Genomic DNA, 21,540 nt, shown 5'->3' on the forward strand with positions numbered 1-21,540 from the left:
GAAAAGCCCTCCGATCATTTACCGTGTGTAAGCTTTTCGGGATTTCTTTGCCGTTTTGCGAGGAAACTGCCTGAAAGGGCCGTTATCACTGGCTCTGGAATATACCTTATCATGAGATAAAGAACACCCATGTTGATAATCCAGTAAATGAACCAGAATCTTTCCATGATCTCTATTGGGTCGCCAATCAGATCGAAGAGAGGATAAACGAGAAACCCCGCTGCGATGTGGTAGCCAAGAACAAAAAGCGTTCTCCTGCCAAATAGCGACAGAAAATTTCTCACAGCCTTGCTTCTCTGCAGAATCTGAGAGAGTCCGGAAACGGCGATTATTCCAATAAGGGCAGCAATAACGTAAAGGAATGGCAAAGTGCCGAAATAGTCCTCCATCAGGTAAACTTCATTACAAAAGGCAGAAGTAATTATATAAAGGCTACAGGCTAATGCGGTGAAAAGAAATGAAAGCCTTTTTGAAAAAAGATCGCGGGATCTCACAAACTTACCCAACGCAAAATAAGGAAGGACGGCAAGCGCTACATCGAGTTTGAATGGAAGCGATCCATAAAAAAAGTACATGGAAACAAAACCTATGGTGATCCCAACAATCAGTATTCTAAGCCTTCTCAGAAGCGAGTAGTATATTTCCATGACAAAGACGGTGGGGAGAAACCATAGAGGAATTATGTTCAAAGGAATAATGCCAACCGCCGTCCTAACAGTTAAGATGTTTGCTATCACAGACCCCAAAGTGAAATTCATCTCTTGCCTCGGCACTATTGCTCTTGCTATAAGCCAAATAGCGGTATTTGCTAAAGCCATGGTGTAGTACGGAATCATGATCTGTTTGAATCTCTTAGATATACTATCTTTCAGCGGTATATCCCTAGATATAAGCCCGGAAAGAAAAAAGAAGGTGCATGCTGCAGGGTTAATGAGATTAGCAGCGATCTGCGGAGGGAGCGTATGGTACATAACGACCAGCGCCATCAAAAAGCCTCTGGCAACATCTATCCAGACAACTCTTTCATCACTAGAAGTGAGGCCCTCAATCCGACGTCTCGACAAGAATAAACACCCCGCACAAAATCTCATAGACAGTATAACACAGGCGATATGGATTCATTTAAGGTACTTCTCTTTAGATGCGTGACACGGTTATCGGAAGCCAATCAGTGGCTATCATTTTCCGAAATATTCCCTGTCTTCCTTAATATTGGAGAGAAACAAAAGAAAGGTTAACTGACCCGGTTACAACAATTCCAAAGTCACACAATGCTGAATTATAACGCCGCCATTGATATACTTATCTATATAAGGAATTCGCGGAGTTGAAACTTAGTAAAGCAATACGAATAGTTCTCGAAATAAAAATCCACGAGTTTAGCGGCCAACTGGCAGGAGGTGTGATATATGAAAAAGATCATTCTGATGACGGTAGTGGTTATTTCATGTATAACATTCGCTCAACAATTCGACGAGTTGTTCAACAACCTTTTGTTGAAGAGCGAAGACTTCGTATCTTTTTCAGGAGCGGGTTTCGATGCTCGTTTCGTTCCAACTTATGCTGCTACCGATTCCGAAATTAGATTTTCGGATGGTCAAAATCTGTTGGGCATACTCGTTGTCAGGTCGACCAGAGTGATGGATATCGAAATCAACAACGTTGTAATAATCAACAGTGAAGACGACTCTAGAGTGGCTTTCAAAATCTATAAAGTGGAAGATCTCACCTCTCCCGTGGAACTACCGTTTTCTTTGCCTTCTGGAGGAGTTCTTGTACTCACATCAGAGACACCTCTGCAAGACTACTTCATGGACATAAGAATCCAGCAGATTCTGCTTCCCTGGAGAGTTAAGACATCTGAGCCCGACAGAGTAGTGGAGATGGCTCCAGTAACTTTGGTGGAAACAGCCTCGGAAGTTGACGTGGAAGGAAACGACAACTACGATTCTCTAACCGTTAGCATTTCCGATTTGAACGATAGACTCGACTTCTTGCAGGACAATGTGGAGGGACTTAATCTTCAATTCAGGAGACTGAACACTCTCTTTCTTGACACACAGGTTGCACTTGCCGAATACAAAGCTGCGGTTGATGAAGGCGCTTTTGACACCGAAGAGTTCGCGATGACTATAGAAAACAGATTGACCGCTCTTGAAGAAAGCGTTGTTGATAATCCCATTACCAGGATCGAGTTTGAAGAACTAAGCGAATCGCTTGATCGCTTGTACTCATCATTAGCAGAATGGAGCGACGAGATTTCGAAAATCGAGACACTGGAAGCTTCTCAGACCGGCCTTCAGTTATCTATAGAGAATCTAGAGAACACGGTTAAGAGTCTGCGCGAGATCACACCTCAACAATCCGATTCCGAAGATATTGTTTCGATCAACGATAAGATCGGCGAGATTACTGCGTCGTTATCAGCTGCTGAAAACGAACTGCAAGAAATGAAAAGTTTTATCGGGTTGCAGTCGGAAGAAATCAGCACAGTCAGGAATGAGCTTGGAGATGCACTTGACAGTCTGACAGCTCGCTTGAACTCTGTAGAGCTCTCTGCGAAGACTAGCAGCGAAAGCATCGGCACAAACAATGAGCTGCTCGCCGAAATAACTGCTGAAGTAGATGCACTGTCCGACTACGTGTCAGAACAGGCCCTCTCTCAGATGGAGAAGTTTAGCTCACTATCCGAGGCTTTCTCAGACATTGAGAAGAGGGTAATCGCCGCAGAAACTTCTCTGTCTGATTTTGAAGAGATCAAGGCCAGGCTTTCCGCTTCGGAATCTGCAACTCGCATTCTCTCTGACAGAATAAGTTCACTAGAAGTCTTTTATTCTTCAGCAGAAGATATTATCCCAATACTCGAGGAAAAGGTCGGAAATCTCGAAACCAGTGTCTTTGGAACAGGCAAGATAAATATGGATGAACTTGAAACTGAGATACTCCAGCTCAGGGAAATTGCCGACAGTTTGTCACGGGGCTTTGTAAAATTCAACTCCGAGCTGATAACCTTGAGAGAATCTATTCCTCCCGAAGGAGTATCGATCGAAACCTTCGAAAATTCCATAAATGAGTTATCCGACGCCATCATAAATATCAACGCAGACCTCTCCGAAATAAGGAGTTCAGTAGCTGAGCTGGAACTTTCACTAGGGGTTCTTGAAGACTCTCTTGTCGGAGTATCTGTGGGTCTTGACAGCATGAAGGGAAATTTCGACGGCTCCGTTGCAGCAATAGATAGCAACCTGAAGGCGATTCAAAAGATCGAAAATGACTTGCTGCTTACCCAAGAGGATCTTGCAAAGACCAGAGATCAGCTGTCAACTCTGACGAAAGAACTAAAAAAAACACTGGTCACCCGGGAGGAAATTATCACAATAACTGAAGAAGCAGTAAAACAATCTAGAGAAGCCACGGCGCAAGAGATCTCTTCACTGAGAAGAACAAATAACATCTGGTTGACTGTGGCAGTAATTTCCTCTCTGGCAGCTATCGTGCTGGGAGTGGTAAATATCCTTCCTTAACGGGAAGGGTTTCGCGAGAATGAAACTGAAAAGAGAAATCCTTATTATTGCCACTTCTTGTGTCTTGCTATGCCCGACAAATTTCTCTGCTTATTCATTGTCGGAGATTGGAGAACTTGCAGAGCTTCTTAAGCAATTATTTCTGGCCTCAAGAACGGCCAGAGATTTCTCTCTTGAGAGTCTCAAAGTCGATACCGAAGAATTCCCTGCAGTTGACTTTGTGGTTAAAGAGGATGTCGTTTATTCGGAAGTTGATGGAGAGATACTCACAATGGATGTTTACTATCCTGCCAGAACTACTGCTCCAAGACCTGCAATACTGTATGTTCACGGAGGCGCCTGGATTACTGGAGACAAAAGGAGTGGACCCGGCGTAGTAGTTACCGGTGAGCTTATAAGAGCCGGATTCATCGTATTCTCCATCGACTACCGGCTCGCCCCCAAATGGAAGTTCCCATCGCAGGTCATTGACGTAAAAACGGCAATTCGATTTGTAAGAGAAAATTCCACCGAATTACTGATTGATCCTGAAGCAATCGGAGGCTTCGGAACAAGCGCCGGTGCACATCTTGTAACGCTTGCTGCATTGACGGCAAATACCGGCATGTTTTCTGAAGACAAATACTCAGGTCAGGATGAAAATCTTTTCTGTGTCGCTGATCTCTACGGACCCACCGATCTTGAAGCCCTATTCGAAGGTATTGAGAGAGAGGTAGCGGAGTTGATCTTTGGGAATGAAGAGGGAATACTTAGAAAGGCGAGTCCAATCAACTATGTAAATAAAGATTCCCCACCATTTCTGATAGTTCAGGGTGATAGCGATCTTGTCGTACCGGTCGATCAATCGAAACGCTTCTTCGAAGAGCTCACTGCTGCCGGATGCTATAGCAAACTGGTGGTGGTAGAAAACGCCGGGCACGGGTTGGTGCCCGACGGAGGAGAAATCAAACCTTCACTTATAGATGTCGCAAAAATAGTTGTCGGCTTCTTTCAAAGGCAAATGATTATCCAACAATCTCGGATAAATCTTCTTCTACGGTTCTAATAGGCTTTATATCGAAGTTTTCCACAAGAACTTTCAGAACATTCGGTGAAATGAAAGCTGGCAGTACCGGACCTAAACGAATCCCCTTTACTCCCATATATAGAAGCGCAAGGAGTACAGCTACCGCCTTTTGCTCGTACCAGGCAATATCATACTCGATTGGGAGATCATTTATATCCTCCAGACCGAAAGCCTCTTTAAGCTTCAAGGCAGTCACAACCAACGAGTATGAATCGTTGCACTGCCCTGCGTCTACTACTCTGGGAATGCCTCCTATGTCGCCCAGATCTAGCATGTTATACCTGTATTTTGCACAACCCGCGGTTAATATTACCATGTCTTTAGGCAGCCTCTCGGCCAGGTCCGTGTAGTACTGTCTCTTTTTAGCATGTCCATCGCAACCGCCCATTACCACAAACTTCTTAATTGCACCTGTTTTCACTGCATCAATTATCTTATCGGAGACCTTTGACAGCTGATCGTGGGCCAGCCCAACAACGATTTTCTTGCCTGGTCTAGCTCCGATATCGCCTATTTCAAGAGCCTTTTCGATGATCGGCGTGAAATCCTTCTCTTTCCCGTCAACTCTGTTTGGGATGTGCGATACCTCGGGCCATCCGACAAGACCAGTAGTAAATATCTTGTCCTTATAAGATTCCCTCGGCCTCTGAATACAATTCGTGGTCATTAGAATGGGACCCTTGAATTCTTCGAATTCCTTCTGCTGATTGTACCAGGACGTTCCGAAATTGCCTCTGAGGTGAGAGAACTTTTTCAGTCCGGGATAACCATTCGCAGGAAGCATTTCACCATGAGTATATATATTTATTCCCTTTCCCTCGGTCTGTTTCAGGAGCTCTTCTAGATCAAGAAGATCGTGCCCACTAACCAATATCCCCGGTCCTTCATACGTGCCGGTATAGACTGACGTGATTTCCGGGTTTCCATAGCTGCCGGTGTTTGCTTCGTCCAGTAAAGCCATTGCCTTAACTGCATACTCGCCCGCTTTCAAAACTAGCGCAACGTAGTCTTCAGCTGTCAATGAGTCGTTAAGACAGGAAGCGAGCGCCTCCTGAAGAAAGTCTAGTATAGAATTGTCAGAGTGCTTTAGGATATAGGCGTGATCTGTGTATGCTGCAATTCCTTTTAGGCCGTAGGTGAGAAGCTCCCTCAACGAACGAATATCTTCATCCTGCGTATCAAGAACACCCACTTGAGCACCTTTGGCCTTATAAGACTCCACTCCACGTGATGACTCCCAAGTGCATGCTTCAGGCATCGGTTCGCTGAATTCCTTTCCTTTCTCTTTTCTGTAAGCCTCTTTGAAGATTCTTTCGATTCGTCTTCTTACATTGAGGGCCCTGTCAATCTTCTTACCCAGACTCTCGGGATCAAAATCCACATTTGTAATCGTTGTGAAGAGGCCTTCAGCAACATAAAGACCGGTTTCAGAATCTTTCACTCCCATTTCTTGCGCTTTGACGCCCCACAAGGAAATCCCTTTCAAAATCCATATCAGAAGATCCTGGAGATCGGCTACTTCCGGTTCCTTTCCGCAGATACCTTGGACAGTGCAGCCAGTACCCTTCATCGATTCAGAACACTGAAAACAAAACAATCTAATCCCTCCTTTACTGACAGTAATTATCTTACAGACGCCCAGAGGGAGAATCGGTAACATATGTTACACAGGAGATCGATCAATAATATGTGTACACCCTTGAGTAAATAAATTCTTCGGGAGCGCTTGAGCTATCCAGGAACTCAATTCTCCTAAGTTCCCGAACAGGGTTGCCTTGTTCGTCCGTGAGGAGTATATCGATTCGACTTCTGAACTCCGAAGCCTGTTCCCTGCCTTCCCTTCTAACCCTAACTACTGTCTTCTCGCCCACCAAATGTCCATTGGAATCATAAGTGAATGTGCTTTCCACTACTATGTTAACCTCCATATCTAGTTCAGAAACGTTTTCTCGAATGAGGGAATACCTCTCTGATTTTCTTCCGTTCTCATCGAAGAAGAGAGTATTCGTTGAAACGCCAGTTTCGGTTTCAACAGAAAAGATCAGAGTTCTTTCTTCGCTGTTAATCCAGTAGCGAGTTCTTTCGAGTTCAATACCTGAATCGTCAAAGGCCACGGCATCGTAGTGATCATCTTCATAGAGCACTTCAACCCTCTGGAAAACTGTACCGTCTCGGTTGATGAAGTCCTTTCTTCTCAGTCTGCCGGAGTCGTCATAGAAGTATTCTATCTTCACTTCTTCAGTCTCCCTCGAGATTAGAAAACCCTTTTCATTAAAGGTCAGCGTCTCCGGATCGGAAATCAATAGTTCTGCTCCTAACTTTGCTATCTCTATCTGTACAGTATGTACCTTTCCAGAAAAACCAAACTGTAAAGCAGACAGATCTTCCTCCATAAAAACGGCAAAAAGCGAGCTTAGAAGCACAAAGAAAGACAGTGCAATCACGAATACTTTTCTCATACTCTCGCCTCACTCACTCGAAAATAGAATCTAAGACAATCATAACAAATACTGATCTAGCCGGAATGAAAAAACCGGCAGTGCCTGCAAAGTTTCTATTAAATGTCAATTCTTCTGATATACTGAGAGTGATGATGAACAAGCTTCTCACGGGGTGATCACTGTGACTTTCAAAGAACTGTCTGAGCGAAGTGGTATTAGGTACGAAACGGTACGAAACTATGTGAAAGTCTTAATAGAAGAAGGTCTTATCGACGAAGTAAGCGAAGAAGTTGTCGAGATCGTCAAGAAGATGCCTGACTACACTTCTCAAGGGCTCACAGTAGTCGAAGCCGCACACAGAGCGGTTAGTGGCGAGCAAAAAGATAGCCGCACATCTACCGAGACTCTGAAGCTTAAAGAGAGAATTGCATGTCTTGAAGAAGAAAACAAATTGCTGAAGGCTGAACTTGACAAAGAAAGAGCTGCGACAAAACAGCTTGAGGAGAAAATTCAATCTCTTCAAGGTGGTCACACTAGTTCATCTGGAATAGCAGTTTACAGGGAAGAGGCAAAGACTGCTGCAGAAGCACTTAAAACCACAATAAAATCCGCTGGAAGCGGGTTTGTTCAGTTCCTTCAGTGGTTATTTGACACAGAAGCCGAAAAAGTCGAAGAGAAATCAGAAAAGTAGCGCATTATGTTATCGTTGTGAAAAAAATTCAGGAGACGCCTTAAACGTCTCCTGAATGTTGTTAGTAATACTCACTATAAACTAGAAGTCAAGCGTCGCTAGGATCCCGGTGTACCACTCTGCCCACATAACCGCCTCTTCGTAGTCTGCCAATCCCAGAAGGACAAAGTATTCTCCGGGGCCAAAGAACTCAGCATCATGCGATTCAGAATAGAGGGCCATCCAGCAGAGCTGTCCCGAAAAGTCGAGAGCATAGACGTTCACTACGGACTCGCGATCCACATAACCAGTATAGCTATCCACCAGCTCATAGTCACCGAAACTACCTAGGTACTGATAGACGTATTGATTTAGCACGTCGCTTGTGGAAGCTGACTCTTCCCACTCACCAACGAAGATCTTACCCACAACTATACCCTGTAATCTCAGATCGGCCACTTCGAAGTAATCTGCCAGAATAAACTCCACAGAGAAGTCAGGCGGCATCATGAACCCAAAGTAATCTCCTTCAACTTCTATCCAGTCGTCGATATATATATCGAGGTCTTCTTCGCTCAGCAACGATTCAACCATCCTGACGAAAATATCTGTGTGCTCCTCTTTCTCAGAAGGCAATGCAATGACTTCTTCTTCCTCTTCGGGTTCTTCTTCAGCCGAGATAAGGCTCCCCACGATTCCGGCAATTATCTCCTTAGCATTGTCGAGCTCGCTTCCTGAATAATGAAGGGGCTCAAAAACACACATTGTAACTGCACCGGGCTCAGTTGTCTCTGCCTCTTCCGATGGAGAGTAAACAACTACAAATGGATAATCGACTTCCGGCCTGATTTTAAGAGAAACAAGGAAAGCTATCCGTCCGTCATGCAGTTCAACAGTCTCCTCGTAGCTACTCTCAGTTGTTGCGCCTTCTCCATAGAGAGAACCTACAACGGCACTAATCAGCTCTGACCGGGCGTAAGACTCGAGCTGATACAAAAATAGCCTTCCAAAAAGAAGCCCTTCCTTGTCAAAAATCTGCACATCGTAGTTTAGACCGGTCTTCTCCTGAAAGATTGAGAAATCCTGGGGAATCATTATCTCCGTAGACCCTATCATCTCCACTTTCCAGGAGGGATCGTCGGGAGACGTCCATCCTTCTCTGAAGGAAACAAGCAGAGGATCAATGGTTCTCAGAGAAAGTGTATTCAACTCCTCACTATCGGGTACAATTTCTCCCGTTTCCGACGCATCGGCAGTCTCAGTTGGTTCTGGAGTCAGGGTTCTCAGTCCGAGCTGCCCAAAAAGTCCGACAGCAAATATTACAGTCAGTGCGATGAGCAAGAGTTTCTTCATTATTACACCTCCTGATTCTTCTAGACTCGGATATCGAAACTGGTTCAGAAGAATTGTACTACCAAGAGAAGCTTTATGATACTTTTGTCGAGTGACTCTCCAGAAATTCAGGCCGTCCTGTCAAACCCTTTTGAAGAATAGTAGAATCTCATTCCTACATACTCAAGCGCCTTTCTCAAGGCCGAGTTTATTGAATAAGTTCTCGAGCCCATGTGAGGATCAATTCCCTGTACCCGTTTCAAATAATCTGAGAAGACTGGAATCTCAAGCCCTGAAGAAAATTTCTCGGTGAACCTTTCAACAGAAAGCGGATAGCCCGTTTTTACGTATTTGCAGATCACCGGGGCCACCCGACCCAACCTATCGATTACTCCTGAGAAGCCAAAGAGCCTGCAAATTAGTGGCCTAAAAGCATATTCGGTGCAACCACCTTCATTTCTAATCTCTCCAGAACCTTCGAAGAGAATGCAGCGATCACTGTCAGGAACATCTTCTAGCCTTCGAAGTAAGTCGTCTGCTCTACCCTCGTTCCAGAGTCTCAGCGAAAGAGGAAGAAACTCTGTAATTGTCACCTGAATGGAGTCACCGGATGTCTTACAACACTCTCTACATGAAGGCAGGCATCTTAAACCAGTCTCTATCTGAATATCTCTAATTGTTCTACAGGCATCGTTATAAATCTCTAGAACCTCAGAAGCCTTTTGATACAGATCATCAAACGATAAACCGCTCATCAAAGGTATTACCTCCCGCAAACATACTGAGAAGATCATCCCACCTTGCAGCGAACGAATCAATTCGTCGAAAGTAAATTCTCCATGGATATACCGCGATCGAGAGGTGAATTTATTCCGTCAGAAAGAAGCAAACTTGTTGACATTTTGATTGAAATTTCCTTTGTTGTTCACGGATTTTGAAATCCACAATTCAGTGAACTATGGACCTTAACTGACAACCGGAGACTTCGTCTTTTTCGGCAGTTAGTTTCGAAGGCATTTCAAAGACTTTTGACAGAACTCCAAGAAAAAGTACGTATAATCATGATCTCTAAAGAGGAGAGCTGAAAGCCGCTCAGTATACAACTGTTTTGACTCGATAACAAAGGAACAATCGATCGGAAAGTATGAAAATAAAGTTCAAGCAGTGCAAATAGATTTCTCCGTGCTTCAAAAAGAAGCGAGCAACCAATTATGATTGCTCGCCTTGCTCTCAGAGGGTTAAGATTACTTTCCCGCCGAAATTATCGCCCAGTTCACCAGCCTTTCAAGATACTCCTGATTTGAAGGTTCTGGAAGAGGGTTCTTCTTGTCGATTATGTATTCTTCAAGCGACCTGAAGTCTGCTATGCCTTCGGTGATCTCCTTGCCTACACCCGATTGATAACTCCTGTATCTGTCTTTCAAGAGACTTTCCAGGGTACCTTCGTCGATTAGTTTGGCTGCCGCCTTCAATCCCAGAGCAAATGTGTCCATACCGGCAATGTGTCCGATAAATAGATCCCGCTCATCATAAGAACCTCTTCTCACCTTTGCATCGAAATTCAAGCCTCCTGGATTTAATCCTCCGTTCTTGATTATCTCGTACATCCCAAGGGTCGTCGAATAGAGATCGGTTGGAAATTGATCTGTATCCCACCCCAGAAGAGGGTCACCCTGATTGGCATCAACGCTTCCAAGCAAATCGTTGATTCTTGCAAACCTTAGTTCATGCTGGAAGGTATGACCTGCGAGGGTCGCATGGTTTGCTTCAACATTGAACTTGAAATTCTCTTCTAGACCGAATTTTCTTAAGAAGGCCAGTGCATTCGCAACATCAAAATCATACTGATGCTTGGTCGGTTCCATAGGCTTGGGCTCTATGAGGAACTGCCCAGAAAAACCTATCTCTTTGGCGTAATCTGCTGCCATGTGGAAGAATCTTGCAAGATTTTCCAGTTCTAGACCCATATCAGTGTTGAGTAGAGTCTCATATCCTTCCCTTCCACCCCAGAAGACGTAGTTCTTCCCATCAAGTTCCTTCGTAACCTCGATTGCTTTTTTCACCTGGGCAGCGGCGTACGCAAAGACGTCTGCATCACATGATGTCGCCGCTCCATGCATAAACCTGGGACTCGAGAAGAGATTTGCCGTTCCCCACAGTATACCGACATTACTCGTCCTTAAATGATCGGAAATATGTCTCACAATTTCGTCTAGATTCTTGTTCGTCTCTCTGAGAGTCTCTCCTTCAGGAGCTATGTCTCGATCGTGGAAACAGAAGAAGTCAATACTCAGCTTCTCACAAAGTTCGAAGACGGCATCAACTTTCAATTTTGCTAGATCAATGGGATCCTTGATGGAATCCCAGCTTCTTCTCATTGTGGGCTTCCCAAACATATCAAGCCCATCACCCTGAAAGGTGTGCCAGAAGGCAACCGCGAATCGAAGATACTCTTTCATGGTCTTCCCCATGAACTCCTCTTCTGGATTGTAGAAGCTGAAGGCCATTGGATCTTTGTTATCCGGGCCCTTGTACTGAATCTTTTCTATTTTGTCGAAGACGCTCATTCCCCTTCCTCCTTTCATTTCGTGATACTTTCCTGCAATTTACTTATCTTCTTGTAGCTGTCTCTTATTTTTGGATACAACTCTTTGTATATTGAGAAAACATTGTCATAAACCGCCCTGACATCCCCGTTCGGTCTGAATTCTTTCTTCATCCTTATCCATGATGAAGTGCCTATGCCAAGAGCTTCTGCAGCCAGGCGAGCCGAACCGTAAGCTGCCCCTTCATCCACTTCCGGGAGCCAAATCGTCTTGCCAAGATTGTCGGCAACGATTTGACACCACGTTTCGCTCCTTGAACCGCCGCCAACAATTCTGACGTTATTCATCTCTGATCCGAGACTCTCGATCAGCTCTGCCCCTTCTCTGAGAGCAAAGCCCACTCCTTCATATATGCTCCGAAATACATCGCCTCTGCTGTGAAAAGAGGAAAAGCCGAAAAGCGTTCCTCTTGCGCTGGGATCACGATGAGGCGTTCGCTCCCCATTCAAGTACGGCAAAAAAACCACTCCATCTGATCCTGCGGGTGTCTGTTTAACCATCTCTTCAAGTGATTCAAAAGAAAGGTCGTTTCCAAATCTATCTTTAAACCAGTTTAGCGAATTCGTCGCTGAAAGAATTACCGCCATATGGTAGAAATCCCTACCTGTGACATGTCTAAAAAGATGAATTCCGCCAGATCTATCTGGTATCCCCCGTTTAGTCAAGGCTACCACTGTACCGGAGGTCCCGATGCTTATCATTGCGTCTCCAATCTTCTCGACGCCGCAACCATACGCCGACGAGGCATTATCTGCTCCTCCGTTAACTACCGGGATGCCTTCTAGCTCCGAAAGGGAGGGCGAACTTACTGTCCCCACGATCGTACCTGACCCGACCAATTCGGGATATGAACGAGGATCAATACCGATTATTTCTGGAATTCTCTCATCGAATTCCCCTTCAATATCCAGCATGGAAGTTCCTGAAGCATCGGAGAAGTCAGTTACAACACGTCCTGTCAATTTCATTACGACGTAGTCTTTCGGAAGCATCCATTTCTTGATCTTCTTGAACCTCTCAGGCTCACTCTCTGCCAACCAGAGGATTTTGGGAAGCGTGAATCCTGTCAGTACTGGATTTCCGAAACTTCCTATTACTTTTTCTTCTCCTCCCAACAAGTCCGTAACTTTTGCACACTGGCTTTCAGTTCTCTGATCGCACCAAAGGATCGCCGGATAGACAACCTTCCCTTCTGCATCAACGGCAACAAGGGAATGCATTTGACCGCTGACTGAAATTGCCGATGGCAGTCGACCTCCCTTTGCAACTAGATCTCTCAAAACAACGCAAACTGCGTCCCACCAAATCTCTGGATGTTGCTGTGCCCAACCGGGCTTCGGGGTTTCCATAGGAATAGGTTTTGAAGAAGAAGTCAAGATTTTTCCGCTCTTATCAACCGAGATTCCTTTAACAGAATTTGTTCCTACGTCTATACCGAAAAACGTACCCATGACAAATCTCCTTTATACTAAATCGACCGTCTTACGATCAATTATGTGTAGAGCTGCTCCTATCATTTTCGAGCTTGCCATGCCTTTTTCGTGGAGCATGCTCCTTATTACTTTCACGTTCTGCCCAGTAGCGTATAGAACCCTTGAGTTGACAAAATCGAGCAGATTGCGCAATGATACTTCCGGAAGTATCGAAGCAACTCCGCCAAGAACAACAACTTCCGGATCCAAGGAATTTACGATGTTAACAATTCCTACGCCAAGGCTTCTCTCGATCTCACGAAGAAGTGGTTCATAACTTGCATCTGTTGAGCGCAGACAGTTGAGATACTTCTCGTTGTTACTGGTTCCTTTGAGTTCAAGCCCCAACTCAGTTGCTAGATTGACGATGGCTTCAGTAGAGGCGATAGTTTCCCAGCAACCAAAGTTTCCGCAGTAGCATTTCTTGCCATCAGTCTGAACCGTCATGTGGCCAAATTCGCCGGCAGAATAATCGCGCCCTCTATAAATCTGGCCGTCAAACATAACACCGCACCCGATTCCCTCAGATACATAGACGAAGACAATATCTCTTACTGACACTACATCTGGATTGTTCCACTTCTCAGCAATCAACGAGAGATTTGCTTCATTATCAAGAAAAACCGGATACCGTCGAGAGAGCCGTTCTCTGAGTACGAGATCCTTCCATCCGAGATGAGGCACGTATACGATTCTGGAATTCTCCACATCAACGATTCCCGGAACTGACAACGAGTATCCGAGGAATCTGGATTTTGGAATATTTCTCGAAATCAAGGAAGTCTTTTTAGTTAAGAGATCCATGAACTGATCAAAGTCACGTGGAGTTCTAAATCTACTCACAACTGAAACTGAGCCATCAAAGAATCCCTTACCTATAATTGTCTCTTCGACACCAATATCGATGACTACAGACATGAACGCCTTTCTGTTTAGTCTAAGGACGATTGCCTTTCTCCCAATTCGACCGGTCTCTTCTGCTCTCACTTCCTCGCAAAGACCCATTGATAGAAAATCCTTGATTATTTTCGTCACCGTGCTTGGGTTCAACCCCGATGCTACTGCAAGATCTCTTCGAGTAGTAGCGGGATTCTTTCTAAGCAACTGAAGAATCAGCTTTCTATTTGATCTTCCAATATTCTCTGAATCCAGCTTTTTACCAACCAAGCTGAAATCCCCCTTTCTACTCTAGCTTACTATTAATAAGAGATTTGATTAAATCTAAACAGAACCGTTTAGAGACAGCTGGTGGGGAATATCGCCCATAAGATGATTCTTCCTAATTTATTTATTGCCGCAAACAATTGAAAGAATCTTCTTCGCCCAGACTCTAAAAAACTTTCCGACCAAGCAGCGAAACTCAAGAATAACGGACAAGTGATTCTTACTTGAGGCCTGGACGGATTTGAATCGCTAGTATGATTCTATCAGCTAAATGAATGATGCTAACGATGAAAGTTACTGCCAGTTCCGAGAATTTCCAGAATCTGTCGGTTTTTTGCCGATTATTTTGATTATCGAACCCGAGACTCTTCAAAAGCGGTTTGTTTTATGGTCATTCATTTCTGGCATAAATGGCCTTACTTGTTATCTTTGAATTGAATGATCAACAAGCAGTTCTTTAGTATAATTGTCTCAAGGATTATTACAAGGAGGTCCTGCCTGTGCTTCTCGAACGAATCAAGTATATAGATTGGCCTGCTTATGATTTTCTTCTTTGTCTTATGAGGGTCAACTGTAATGAGATGATAATCGAAGCCTACAAAGAACAAGATTTCAAAGATCAGTTTGTGCCTGACCCAGAGCTCCTTGAATGGGCAAAGGAAACAAAGAAGATTCTTCCTGACGATATAAAAGAGCTTCTCGAGCGATTTTTTGACTGTGAAACGTACTTCGGCGCAGGAACCTTTTCTCTTGTCCAGGAGAGAAATCTACGAGAACCCGAGGAGTTCATCAAAGCTCTCAAGAGCACATCCGAGAAAAGCATACTAGGGCGTTTCCTAAGAACTGGATTTGGAACCGATGTCAAGTCTAGAGACTCTTCTCAATTCGAGGAATTAGTTGAAAGGCTGACGGTAGATGAAAAGGAGATGCTCCTTTTCATAACTGAGAGTACTATTTTCTCGTCTTTTCAAAAGGCAAATCTTCTTGGATTTCTTGAAAACCCGGCTGAAACAAAACAGGATCTGATATATCTCTTTGAATGGTTCCTTGAAAATGTTTTCAACAGAATGCGGGACGAAGTTAGGAGGTCGAACGAGAAGCATCTGAAGAACCTTGAGGAATACATTCGAAAGGGGGGCACATCGTATATTGAAAAATTGAACCTCTTGAGTTTCTTTGACATCCTCGAGACGGTTCAAACTATAGAATTGAGTGTATCGCCATTCCTGGGCCTAGATCAAGCCGGCCTTATGGTTATGAAAGACAGGTACCTCTTTATTCTCGGATATGACAGAATAGAAGTCCCCTTCAGGGAGAAAGATGAGAAACTACAGTGTATCGACGTCTTTAGCGCTCTGGCCCACAAAGAAAGGCTTGCAATACTTAGAGAACTTAGCAGAGAGCCTCATCGACCAGTTTCCCTTGCGAAAAAATTGCGAATCTCCGCCGGCGACCTGAGCAATCATCTCGAAAAGCTCAAAAAGGGGAGGCTCCTTGAAAGCGTTTATAATGGTGAGTATGTTGAATACACAGTCAATGCAAAAGAACTCAAGAGGCTTGTTAGCGAATCGCTTGATAAGCTGCTTGAAGAGCAGAACTAAATCGAACAACGATCAGATCAACCCTATTTAAACAGAAACGGGGCTCTTCAGCCCCGTTTATATTTGAACTGTTTCGCCTATCGCTCGATGAAATCTTCCAGAATCTTCACAAACAACTCCGTGTCCTCAAGAATAACACTGTGTCCGTAGTCAGGAAGCACACGGATTTCAACATCCTGGAGTATTTTCTCGAATCTCCTTGCCATCTCTTCAGTAACAATATTGTCAAGCTTTCCAACTATAACAAGGTGTGGAACCTCAATCTCACTGAGCGCTTCAGTGAAATCGTACTTTTCAAGCGCTCTAGCGTTCTCTACAAAACATCTTCCATCCATCATCAGAGCCTCGTCGACAAGCTGCTCAAGAAACTCGTCTACTTCACGGGTCGGCATTACACCAATCAGAGCCTTTTTAAGAAGCTCTCTATTTCCTCTGTACATCTCCAGATATGGGTAAACCTCTTCTGGAGTCTTTAGACCATCGGGAGGGGCAGGATCCACCAAAATGACTCGATCGATCAGATCAGGCCTCTTAATGACTGCACTCTGAGCAACAGCTCCCCCAAGAGAATGGCCAACAAGAACCACACCATCTAATTCCATCTCAAGTATGAAATTAATCACGTAGTTGGCGTAATTATCGATACTCACCTCTTCAAGTCTGTCAGATCTCCCGAAATTCGGCAGGTCGATTGCATAACCTTTTAATCCACTGGGGAGAATCTTGAGAGCAGGTTCAAACCATTTGCTCGACGCGAAATTACCATGGACGAATACCACGGGAATCTCATCGTCGCCCACTGTTTCAAGATAGAAGATCTTTTTGTCAACTATCCTTACGTACTGTTCGGCTATTGACCTTTCCATTACCAGATCCCTCCTGTCAGACTTGTGTGTTCTGTGTTCCTCACTTCTCATATTAACATTTAAAGCACAGTTCGAGGAAACCTCTTTGGTTTCATAGGCGAAAAGTCTCTCAGTCCGAAAGAAATTTGCTCCAAGTGCGCATATTCCAAAGAAGACTATGAGCAACTTTTCAAGTATACACACTCACCTCTCAAATAATCTCCTTTCTACAAACCCAGGTATGAGCGCTTTACGTGTTCGTTGTGCATCAGGTCATCAGCAGTGCTTTCAATTGCAAGGGTCCCATTTTCTATGACATAGCCCCTATCAATGACTTTTAGGCCCTGTCGAACGTTTTGCTCGGAAAGGATCATGGAAACTCCCTCGGATTTGATCATTGAGAGTTTCTCAAAGAGCTCTGTAACCAAAGTGGGCTGAAGTCCTACTGATGGCTCATCTAGAATTAGAAGCCGTGGGACTGCCATAAGAGATCGTCCAACTGCAAGCATTCTCTGTTGCCCACCGCTCATTGTTCCAGCCAGTTGATAGGCCCGCTCTTTGAGTACTGGGAAAATTTCGAACACAAATTCCAGCCTCTCATTTACTTTGTCTCTAGCTTCCTTTATATAGGATGCACCGATCTTGAGATTCTCTAAAACAGTCATAATTGGGAACAGCTCACCATCCTGAGGCACAACTGAAATCCCTTTTCTTACGATGGAGTGTGTTTCATAAGGAAGCAGCGATTCGCCTTCGAAGAGAATCTCACCCGACCTTGGCTTTACGAGACCAATGATCGAGTTGATCAGAGTTGTCTTTCCTGCACCGTTAGGACCGAAAAGCCCAACAGCTTCCGCTCCGACATTGAAGGAGAAGTCCGTAATTACCTGAATCCTCCCGTATGAGACAAATAGATTCTTGACTTCGAGCATCAGGCATCCTCCCCCAAATAAGCAGTTATGACGTTGTGCTGTTGCGATACTTCACTGTAAGGTCCCTCTGCAAGGATAGTACCCCTATCAAGTACTATGACTCGCTCCGTTATTTCTCTAATTACGCTCATGACGTGCTCTATTATGCATATCGTCACGCCTGTTCCTCTAATCTTTCTTACGGTATCTATCATTTCTCTGGTTTCGTCCATGTTTAATCCCGACATAACCTCGTCAAGAAAGAGGATCTTCGGTTTTGTGGCCATCGCTCTTGCGATCTCTATCTTCTTGATATCAAGAACAGTTATCTTATCAAGAGTTTGGTCGGGCTCTTCAAGTCCTATTGTTTCACAAAGCATAAGAGCGCTCTTTTTGCTCTCCTTAAGCTTTTCACCGTTTCCAAAAAGTCCTCCGACCATTATGTTTTCAACTACTGTGAGGTTCTTTAACGGTCGAGCAATCTGAAAAGTCCTTGCGATCCCAAGGTTGCATCTTTTGTGTGCTGGAAGAAAAGTGATATCGATGCCGTCGAATATAATTTTCCCCTCGCTCACCATATGGACTCCCGATATAAGATTTGTTAGAGTCGTCTTCCCTGCACCGTTTGGTCCAATCAAACCGAGAATTTCACCCTGCTGGATCTCCATAGAGACGTTATCTACGGCGACTAGTCCACCGAAACGTTTTGTGACTTTATCAAGCTTAAGTATACTCATTTTATCGTTCCTCCAGACGGCGTTTTCTGAATCCAGTAACATCTTTGATTGCGCCATACACACCGTTCGGCAAAAAGAGAACTACCACAACTATGATTACACCGTAGATAATCAAATGTCCATAGGGCATTATTAACTTGAGATACTCAGATGAAAGACCCAGAATAATCGCGCCAAGGACTGGGCCAATAGTTGAGTATATTCCTCCCACCAACGCCATGGCTATCGGTAGAAGAAGATAATGAGCTGAAAAACTGCTCTCTGGATAAACAAATCCATACTGAAGTGCATATGTTGAACCTATTACTCCTTGTATTATCGAAGTCACAACAAAAACAAATATCAGATATTTGTAGATATTTACTCCATGAGACTTAGCTACTGTTTCATCGGCTCTAATAGAATCGATCGCAAAATGAACTCTAGTTCTCTGAAACACTTCTGAAACCACAATTGTACCCACTGTAATACCCAACATGAGCCAATAAACTTTGACAGAGTCGTAGTTAAAAAGAGTTGTATAAACTATCTTTCCACTTGGGCCTCCGGTAAGCTTGTTCAAATTCCTTATGATTACCATGAATACGCTTGCGAGAGCCATTGTTGTTATTGCGAAATACAAACCACGCAATCGCAGAATTGCCATACCCAGCAAGAGAGAGACACCTCCAGCCAAAAGACCTCCCAGGATAATCCCTACAAGTGGGTCCACACCGAAGTCAGCGACTGCAATGATACCCGTATAACCACCGAGTCCGAAAAAACCAGCCGTACCAAAAGACAGCTGACCTGTTCTGAGCATCATATCCCAGCTGATCGACAACGTCATGAACGTCAAGATAGTTATGGCAACACTTATGAAGTACGCCTCAGTCACAACGGGAAGAAGAGCAGCCGCGATGAGCAACATGATAATAACAAGTGACTTTGTGATCTTCATAATGATTGCCTCCTTAGGGATCTGATCATTATGACAGCTATCAGAACTCCAAAGAATACTATGTCTGACCAGCCCGCATAACCAGGTATAGATTGCACAATAGCTTCCCCAACTCCAAGAACAATACCACTAACAAGAATTCCGGTAAGATTTCCAAGTCCAGCCATTGCAACTAGACAGAAAGACTTCATTGTAAATGCCGAACCCACAGAAGGAAAGATTGCAAATCTTGGTACCATGACTCCTGCGGCAATTCCCAGAATAGCAATCGATATTCCAAACACAAAGAGATACACGAAACCCGTGTTGATCCCAACAATTTTCGCGCCCTGTGGATTCTGACCGACGGCAAAAGTTGCCTGCCCCAGTCTCGTCTTCTTCAGAAAGAGCTGAAGTGCAATTAGCACTGCGAAAGCAAAAACAACATACAAGAGCTCATAGGTGCCGAATCTTACACCTGCAATTGTTGTAGACGAAGAAGAGTACTCAACGTAGACACTTCTAGGTCTTGATGTCCAGATGACATTCATTGCTTCCAATAAAATCATCGATATCCCAAATGTGAGAAGCAACTGGTTCAAATGTCCTGACTTCATTACTCTCGTAATAGTCAACTTATAGATCACCACTCCGAGCCCAAACAATAGAAAAAAGACTGGGATAATGGACACGAGAGGATCCATTCCTAGGTTTGTGGCAAAAAGATAGACAAAATAAATACCCAGCGAGAGGAAATCGCCGTGGGCAAGGTTCATAATTCCTACAACTCCAAGGGTTAACGAAAGAGGCAAACCGACCAAAGAATATAGGCTTCCTCTTTGGAGTCCATATATGGCGGCGTGAGGCTTCCAAATAGCCACCACGACAATTACAGCAATCAGGAGAAAGAGATTCCTGTGCTTTCTCATGAACGAGATGCTCTCCAAGTCAGTCACCACCCAAGCTACAGCTTATTAGATAGTAAGGTCGGGCACGAGTGCCCGACCTCACACTACTTATCTTCCTTCCCAAGAAGGAAATGGATAAATCGGTTCAGCGGTCTTGAGATTAAGCGGCCAAATAACCTGCTGTTCTCCGCCCTGCCACTGAAGTATTTTCTGGCCAGTGAATCCCTGATGCTTTATTACATTGCTTGGAGACATCTTTAGGACTTCTCCTATCGGTGAAGCGTATTCTACTTCTTCTAGTGCCTTTATCAGTTCTGCCTTGTCCAGAGTTCCCGCGGCTTTGATTCCTTCCGCAAGGAAGTAGATGTTTGTATATCCCAGTGGTGCGAAATAAGTTGCCGGTTCCTCATTGTACTTTTCGATGTAAGCATTCCAGAAGTGCTCTGCAGTTGGACTTACCTTGTTTATTGTTGGTGCCCACATTCCGTAGAGTGTTACCGCTTCTGCTAGAGGAGAATCTCCGAAATGTGCCGGCCAGCCTGGAGGTGCTCCAACAAAGAACTTTGGAGCAAAACCAATTTCCTTAGCCTGCTGAAGCATCGGAAGAGCATCGGCATCGTAACCTGCCCAAACAAAAAGGTCCGGGTCATAGGCCTTAGCCTGCTGAAGCATTGCTCTGTAGTCTCCTCCACCAAGCGCTGCACTCTTGAAGGAGACTCCCATATAGTCTCCCATGACAGCTGCCCACGCACCTTCTCCCTGATTGGCCTGAGATTGAAGCACAAGATAGGATTCATGAGAGGCAGATCCAAAACCGCCTTCTTCATAGGCAAGGAAGATCTTCTCAATTTCGATGTCGGGATAAGCCTCAGCTAATTCTGTCCAACCCAGACCGTAGCTGGCACCCTGCTGGTAGTCCCATGGATGAAGATGAAAATACCAGTCGGCGTCCGGTCCAACTGCATTCTCGCATAGATATGAAGCCGCGCCGCTCCAGATAGTGATCTTCTGATACCTTTTCATTACTGGGATCTGCGCAAGATGGACTGAAGATGCCATACCTCCAACAAAGAAATCAACCTTATCTACTGTAGCAAGTTTCTCAATTGCTGCAGCTCCCTTTTCGGGCTTCAGCTCGCTATCCACTACAATTAGCTCCAGAGGTCTACCAAGTAATCCCCCTGCAGCGTTGATTTCGTCGATAGCAAGCTTCATTGCCTTTGCAGACTGGTCGCCCGTGATATCTCCCAAGGGTACGACGGCACCAATCTTGATTGGAGTGGCGGCAAATGCAACAAAAGCAGTTACAGCTACCACCAATAATACTAACAGTGCTCTTTTCAC

The 21,540-nt window shown here is 44.5% G+C and carries 18 protein-coding genes; 4 read left to right on the plus strand and 14 right to left on the minus strand.

The features are described 5' to 3' along the window. Nucleotides 1-14: 14 nt before the first annotated feature. Nucleotides 15-1,064 (minus strand): acyltransferase family protein, encoded by a 1,050-nt coding sequence (locus V513_RS01355; protein ID WP_006486813.1) that lies wholly within the window; start codon nucleotides 1,062-1,064, stop codon nucleotides 15-17. A gap of 345 nt (nucleotides 1,065-1,409) precedes the next feature. On the opposite strand from V513_RS01355, the gene V513_RS01360 reads away from it, so the two are divergent. Together V513_RS01360 and V513_RS01365 are read left to right on the plus strand one after the other, a co-directional pair. After that, a complete protein-coding gene (locus V513_RS01360; RefSeq protein ID WP_099771371.1) occupies nucleotides 1,410-3,524 on the plus strand; it encodes a hypothetical protein in 2,115 nt (704 codons plus the stop codon). A 19-nt stretch (nucleotides 3,525-3,543) separates the two neighbouring features. Beyond that, on the plus strand, nucleotides 3,544-4,569 hold the full coding sequence (locus V513_RS01365; RefSeq protein WP_014731022.1) for an alpha/beta hydrolase: 1,026 nt from the start codon (nucleotides 3,544-3,546) through the stop codon (nucleotides 4,567-4,569). Here V513_RS01365 and hcp read toward each other — a convergent pair. Both hcp and V513_RS01375 read right to left on the minus strand, forming a co-directional pair. Next, nucleotides 4,529-6,187, minus strand: coding sequence for a hydroxylamine reductase (hcp, locus tag V513_RS01370; protein ID WP_014731023.1), 1,659 nt, complete (start codon nucleotides 6,185-6,187; stop codon nucleotides 4,529-4,531). The genes V513_RS01365 and hcp overlap by 41 nt on opposite strands. Nucleotides 6,188-6,269: 82 nt before the next feature. Further along, nucleotides 6,270-7,049, minus strand: coding sequence for a hypothetical protein (locus V513_RS01375; RefSeq protein WP_006486818.1), 780 nt, complete (start codon nucleotides 7,047-7,049; stop codon nucleotides 6,270-6,272). 163 nt (nucleotides 7,050-7,212) lie between these two features. On the opposite strand from V513_RS01375, the gene V513_RS01380 reads away from it, so the two are divergent. Continuing rightward, nucleotides 7,213-7,722, plus strand: coding sequence for a winged helix-turn-helix domain-containing protein (locus tag V513_RS01380; RefSeq protein WP_257211862.1), 510 nt, complete (start codon nucleotides 7,213-7,215; stop codon nucleotides 7,720-7,722). Between the two features lie 81 nt (nucleotides 7,723-7,803). Here the strand turns inward: V513_RS01380 and V513_RS01385 are convergent, their stop codons facing one another. The 5 genes from V513_RS01385 to V513_RS01405 all read right to left on the minus strand — a co-directional run bounded on the left by V513_RS01385 (nucleotide 7,804) and on the right by V513_RS01405 (nucleotide 14,278). After that, nucleotides 7,804-9,054 (minus strand): hypothetical protein, encoded by a 1,251-nt coding sequence (locus tag V513_RS01385; RefSeq protein WP_099771373.1) that lies wholly within the window; start codon nucleotides 9,052-9,054, stop codon nucleotides 7,804-7,806. 107 nt (nucleotides 9,055-9,161) lie between these two features. Next, on the minus strand, nucleotides 9,162-9,788 hold the full coding sequence (locus V513_RS01390) for a YkgJ family cysteine cluster protein (RefSeq protein ID WP_039882342.1): 627 nt from the start codon (nucleotides 9,786-9,788) through the stop codon (nucleotides 9,162-9,164). A gap of 489 nt (nucleotides 9,789-10,277) precedes the next feature. Continuing rightward, nucleotides 10,278-11,600, minus strand: a complete 1,323-nt coding sequence (gene xylA / locus V513_RS01395; RefSeq protein WP_039882234.1) for a xylose isomerase — start codon at nucleotides 11,598-11,600, stop codon at nucleotides 10,278-10,280. Between the two features lie 14 nt (nucleotides 11,601-11,614). Then, nucleotides 11,615-13,090 carry a xylulokinase gene (gene xylB / locus V513_RS01400; RefSeq protein ID WP_099771374.1) on the minus strand — a complete coding sequence of 492 codons (1,476 nt, stop codon included), beginning with the start codon at nucleotides 13,088-13,090 and terminating at the stop codon, nucleotides 11,615-11,617. Between the two features lie 12 nt (nucleotides 13,091-13,102). Further along, nucleotides 13,103-14,278, minus strand: coding sequence for an ROK family transcriptional regulator (locus V513_RS01405; protein WP_006486827.1), 1,176 nt, complete (start codon nucleotides 14,276-14,278; stop codon nucleotides 13,103-13,105). Between the two features lie 497 nt (nucleotides 14,279-14,775). Here V513_RS01405 and V513_RS01410 point away from each other — a divergent pair, with 497 nt between their 5' ends. Beyond that, nucleotides 14,776-15,876, plus strand: coding sequence for an ArsR/SmtB family transcription factor (locus V513_RS01410; protein WP_006486829.1), 1,101 nt, complete (start codon nucleotides 14,776-14,778; stop codon nucleotides 15,874-15,876). A 77-nt stretch (nucleotides 15,877-15,953) separates the two neighbouring features. On the opposite strand, the gene V513_RS01415 is transcribed toward V513_RS01410, so the two are convergent. From V513_RS01415 to V513_RS01440, 6 genes are all read right to left on the minus strand, one after another. Next, nucleotides 15,954-16,742, minus strand: a complete 789-nt coding sequence (locus V513_RS01415) for an alpha/beta fold hydrolase (RefSeq protein ID WP_099771473.1) — start codon at nucleotides 16,740-16,742, stop codon at nucleotides 15,954-15,956. A gap of 206 nt (nucleotides 16,743-16,948) precedes the next feature. Then, the gene (locus V513_RS01420) at nucleotides 16,949-17,653 is read right to left on the minus strand and encodes an ABC transporter ATP-binding protein (RefSeq protein ID WP_006486833.1); all 705 of its coding nucleotides are present in this window, start codon (nucleotides 17,651-17,653) and stop codon (nucleotides 16,949-16,951) included. Then, a complete protein-coding gene (locus V513_RS01425) occupies nucleotides 17,653-18,369 on the minus strand; it encodes an ABC transporter ATP-binding protein (protein ID WP_039882236.1) in 717 nt (238 codons plus the stop codon). The genes V513_RS01420 and V513_RS01425 overlap by 1 nt, the downstream gene beginning before the upstream one ends. A gap of 1 nt (nucleotide 18,370) precedes the next feature. Next, the gene (locus V513_RS01430; protein WP_006486837.1) at nucleotides 18,371-19,309 is read right to left on the minus strand and encodes a branched-chain amino acid ABC transporter permease; all 939 of its coding nucleotides are present in this window, start codon (nucleotides 19,307-19,309) and stop codon (nucleotides 18,371-18,373) included. After that, nucleotides 19,306-20,235 carry a branched-chain amino acid ABC transporter permease gene (locus V513_RS01435; protein WP_006486839.1) on the minus strand — a complete coding sequence of 310 codons (930 nt, stop codon included), beginning with the start codon at nucleotides 20,233-20,235 and terminating at the stop codon, nucleotides 19,306-19,308. The genes V513_RS01430 and V513_RS01435 overlap by 4 nt, the downstream gene beginning before the upstream one ends. 69 nt (nucleotides 20,236-20,304) lie before the next feature. Continuing rightward, on the minus strand, nucleotides 20,305-21,540 hold the full coding sequence (locus V513_RS01440; RefSeq protein ID WP_099771375.1) for an ABC transporter substrate-binding protein: 1,236 nt from the start codon (nucleotides 21,538-21,540) through the stop codon (nucleotides 20,305-20,307).

The sequence above is a fragment of the Mesotoga sp. H07.pep.5.3 genome, assembly GCF_002752615.1.
Lineage (GTDB): Bacteria > Thermotogota > Thermotogae > Petrotogales > Kosmotogaceae > Mesotoga > Mesotoga prima.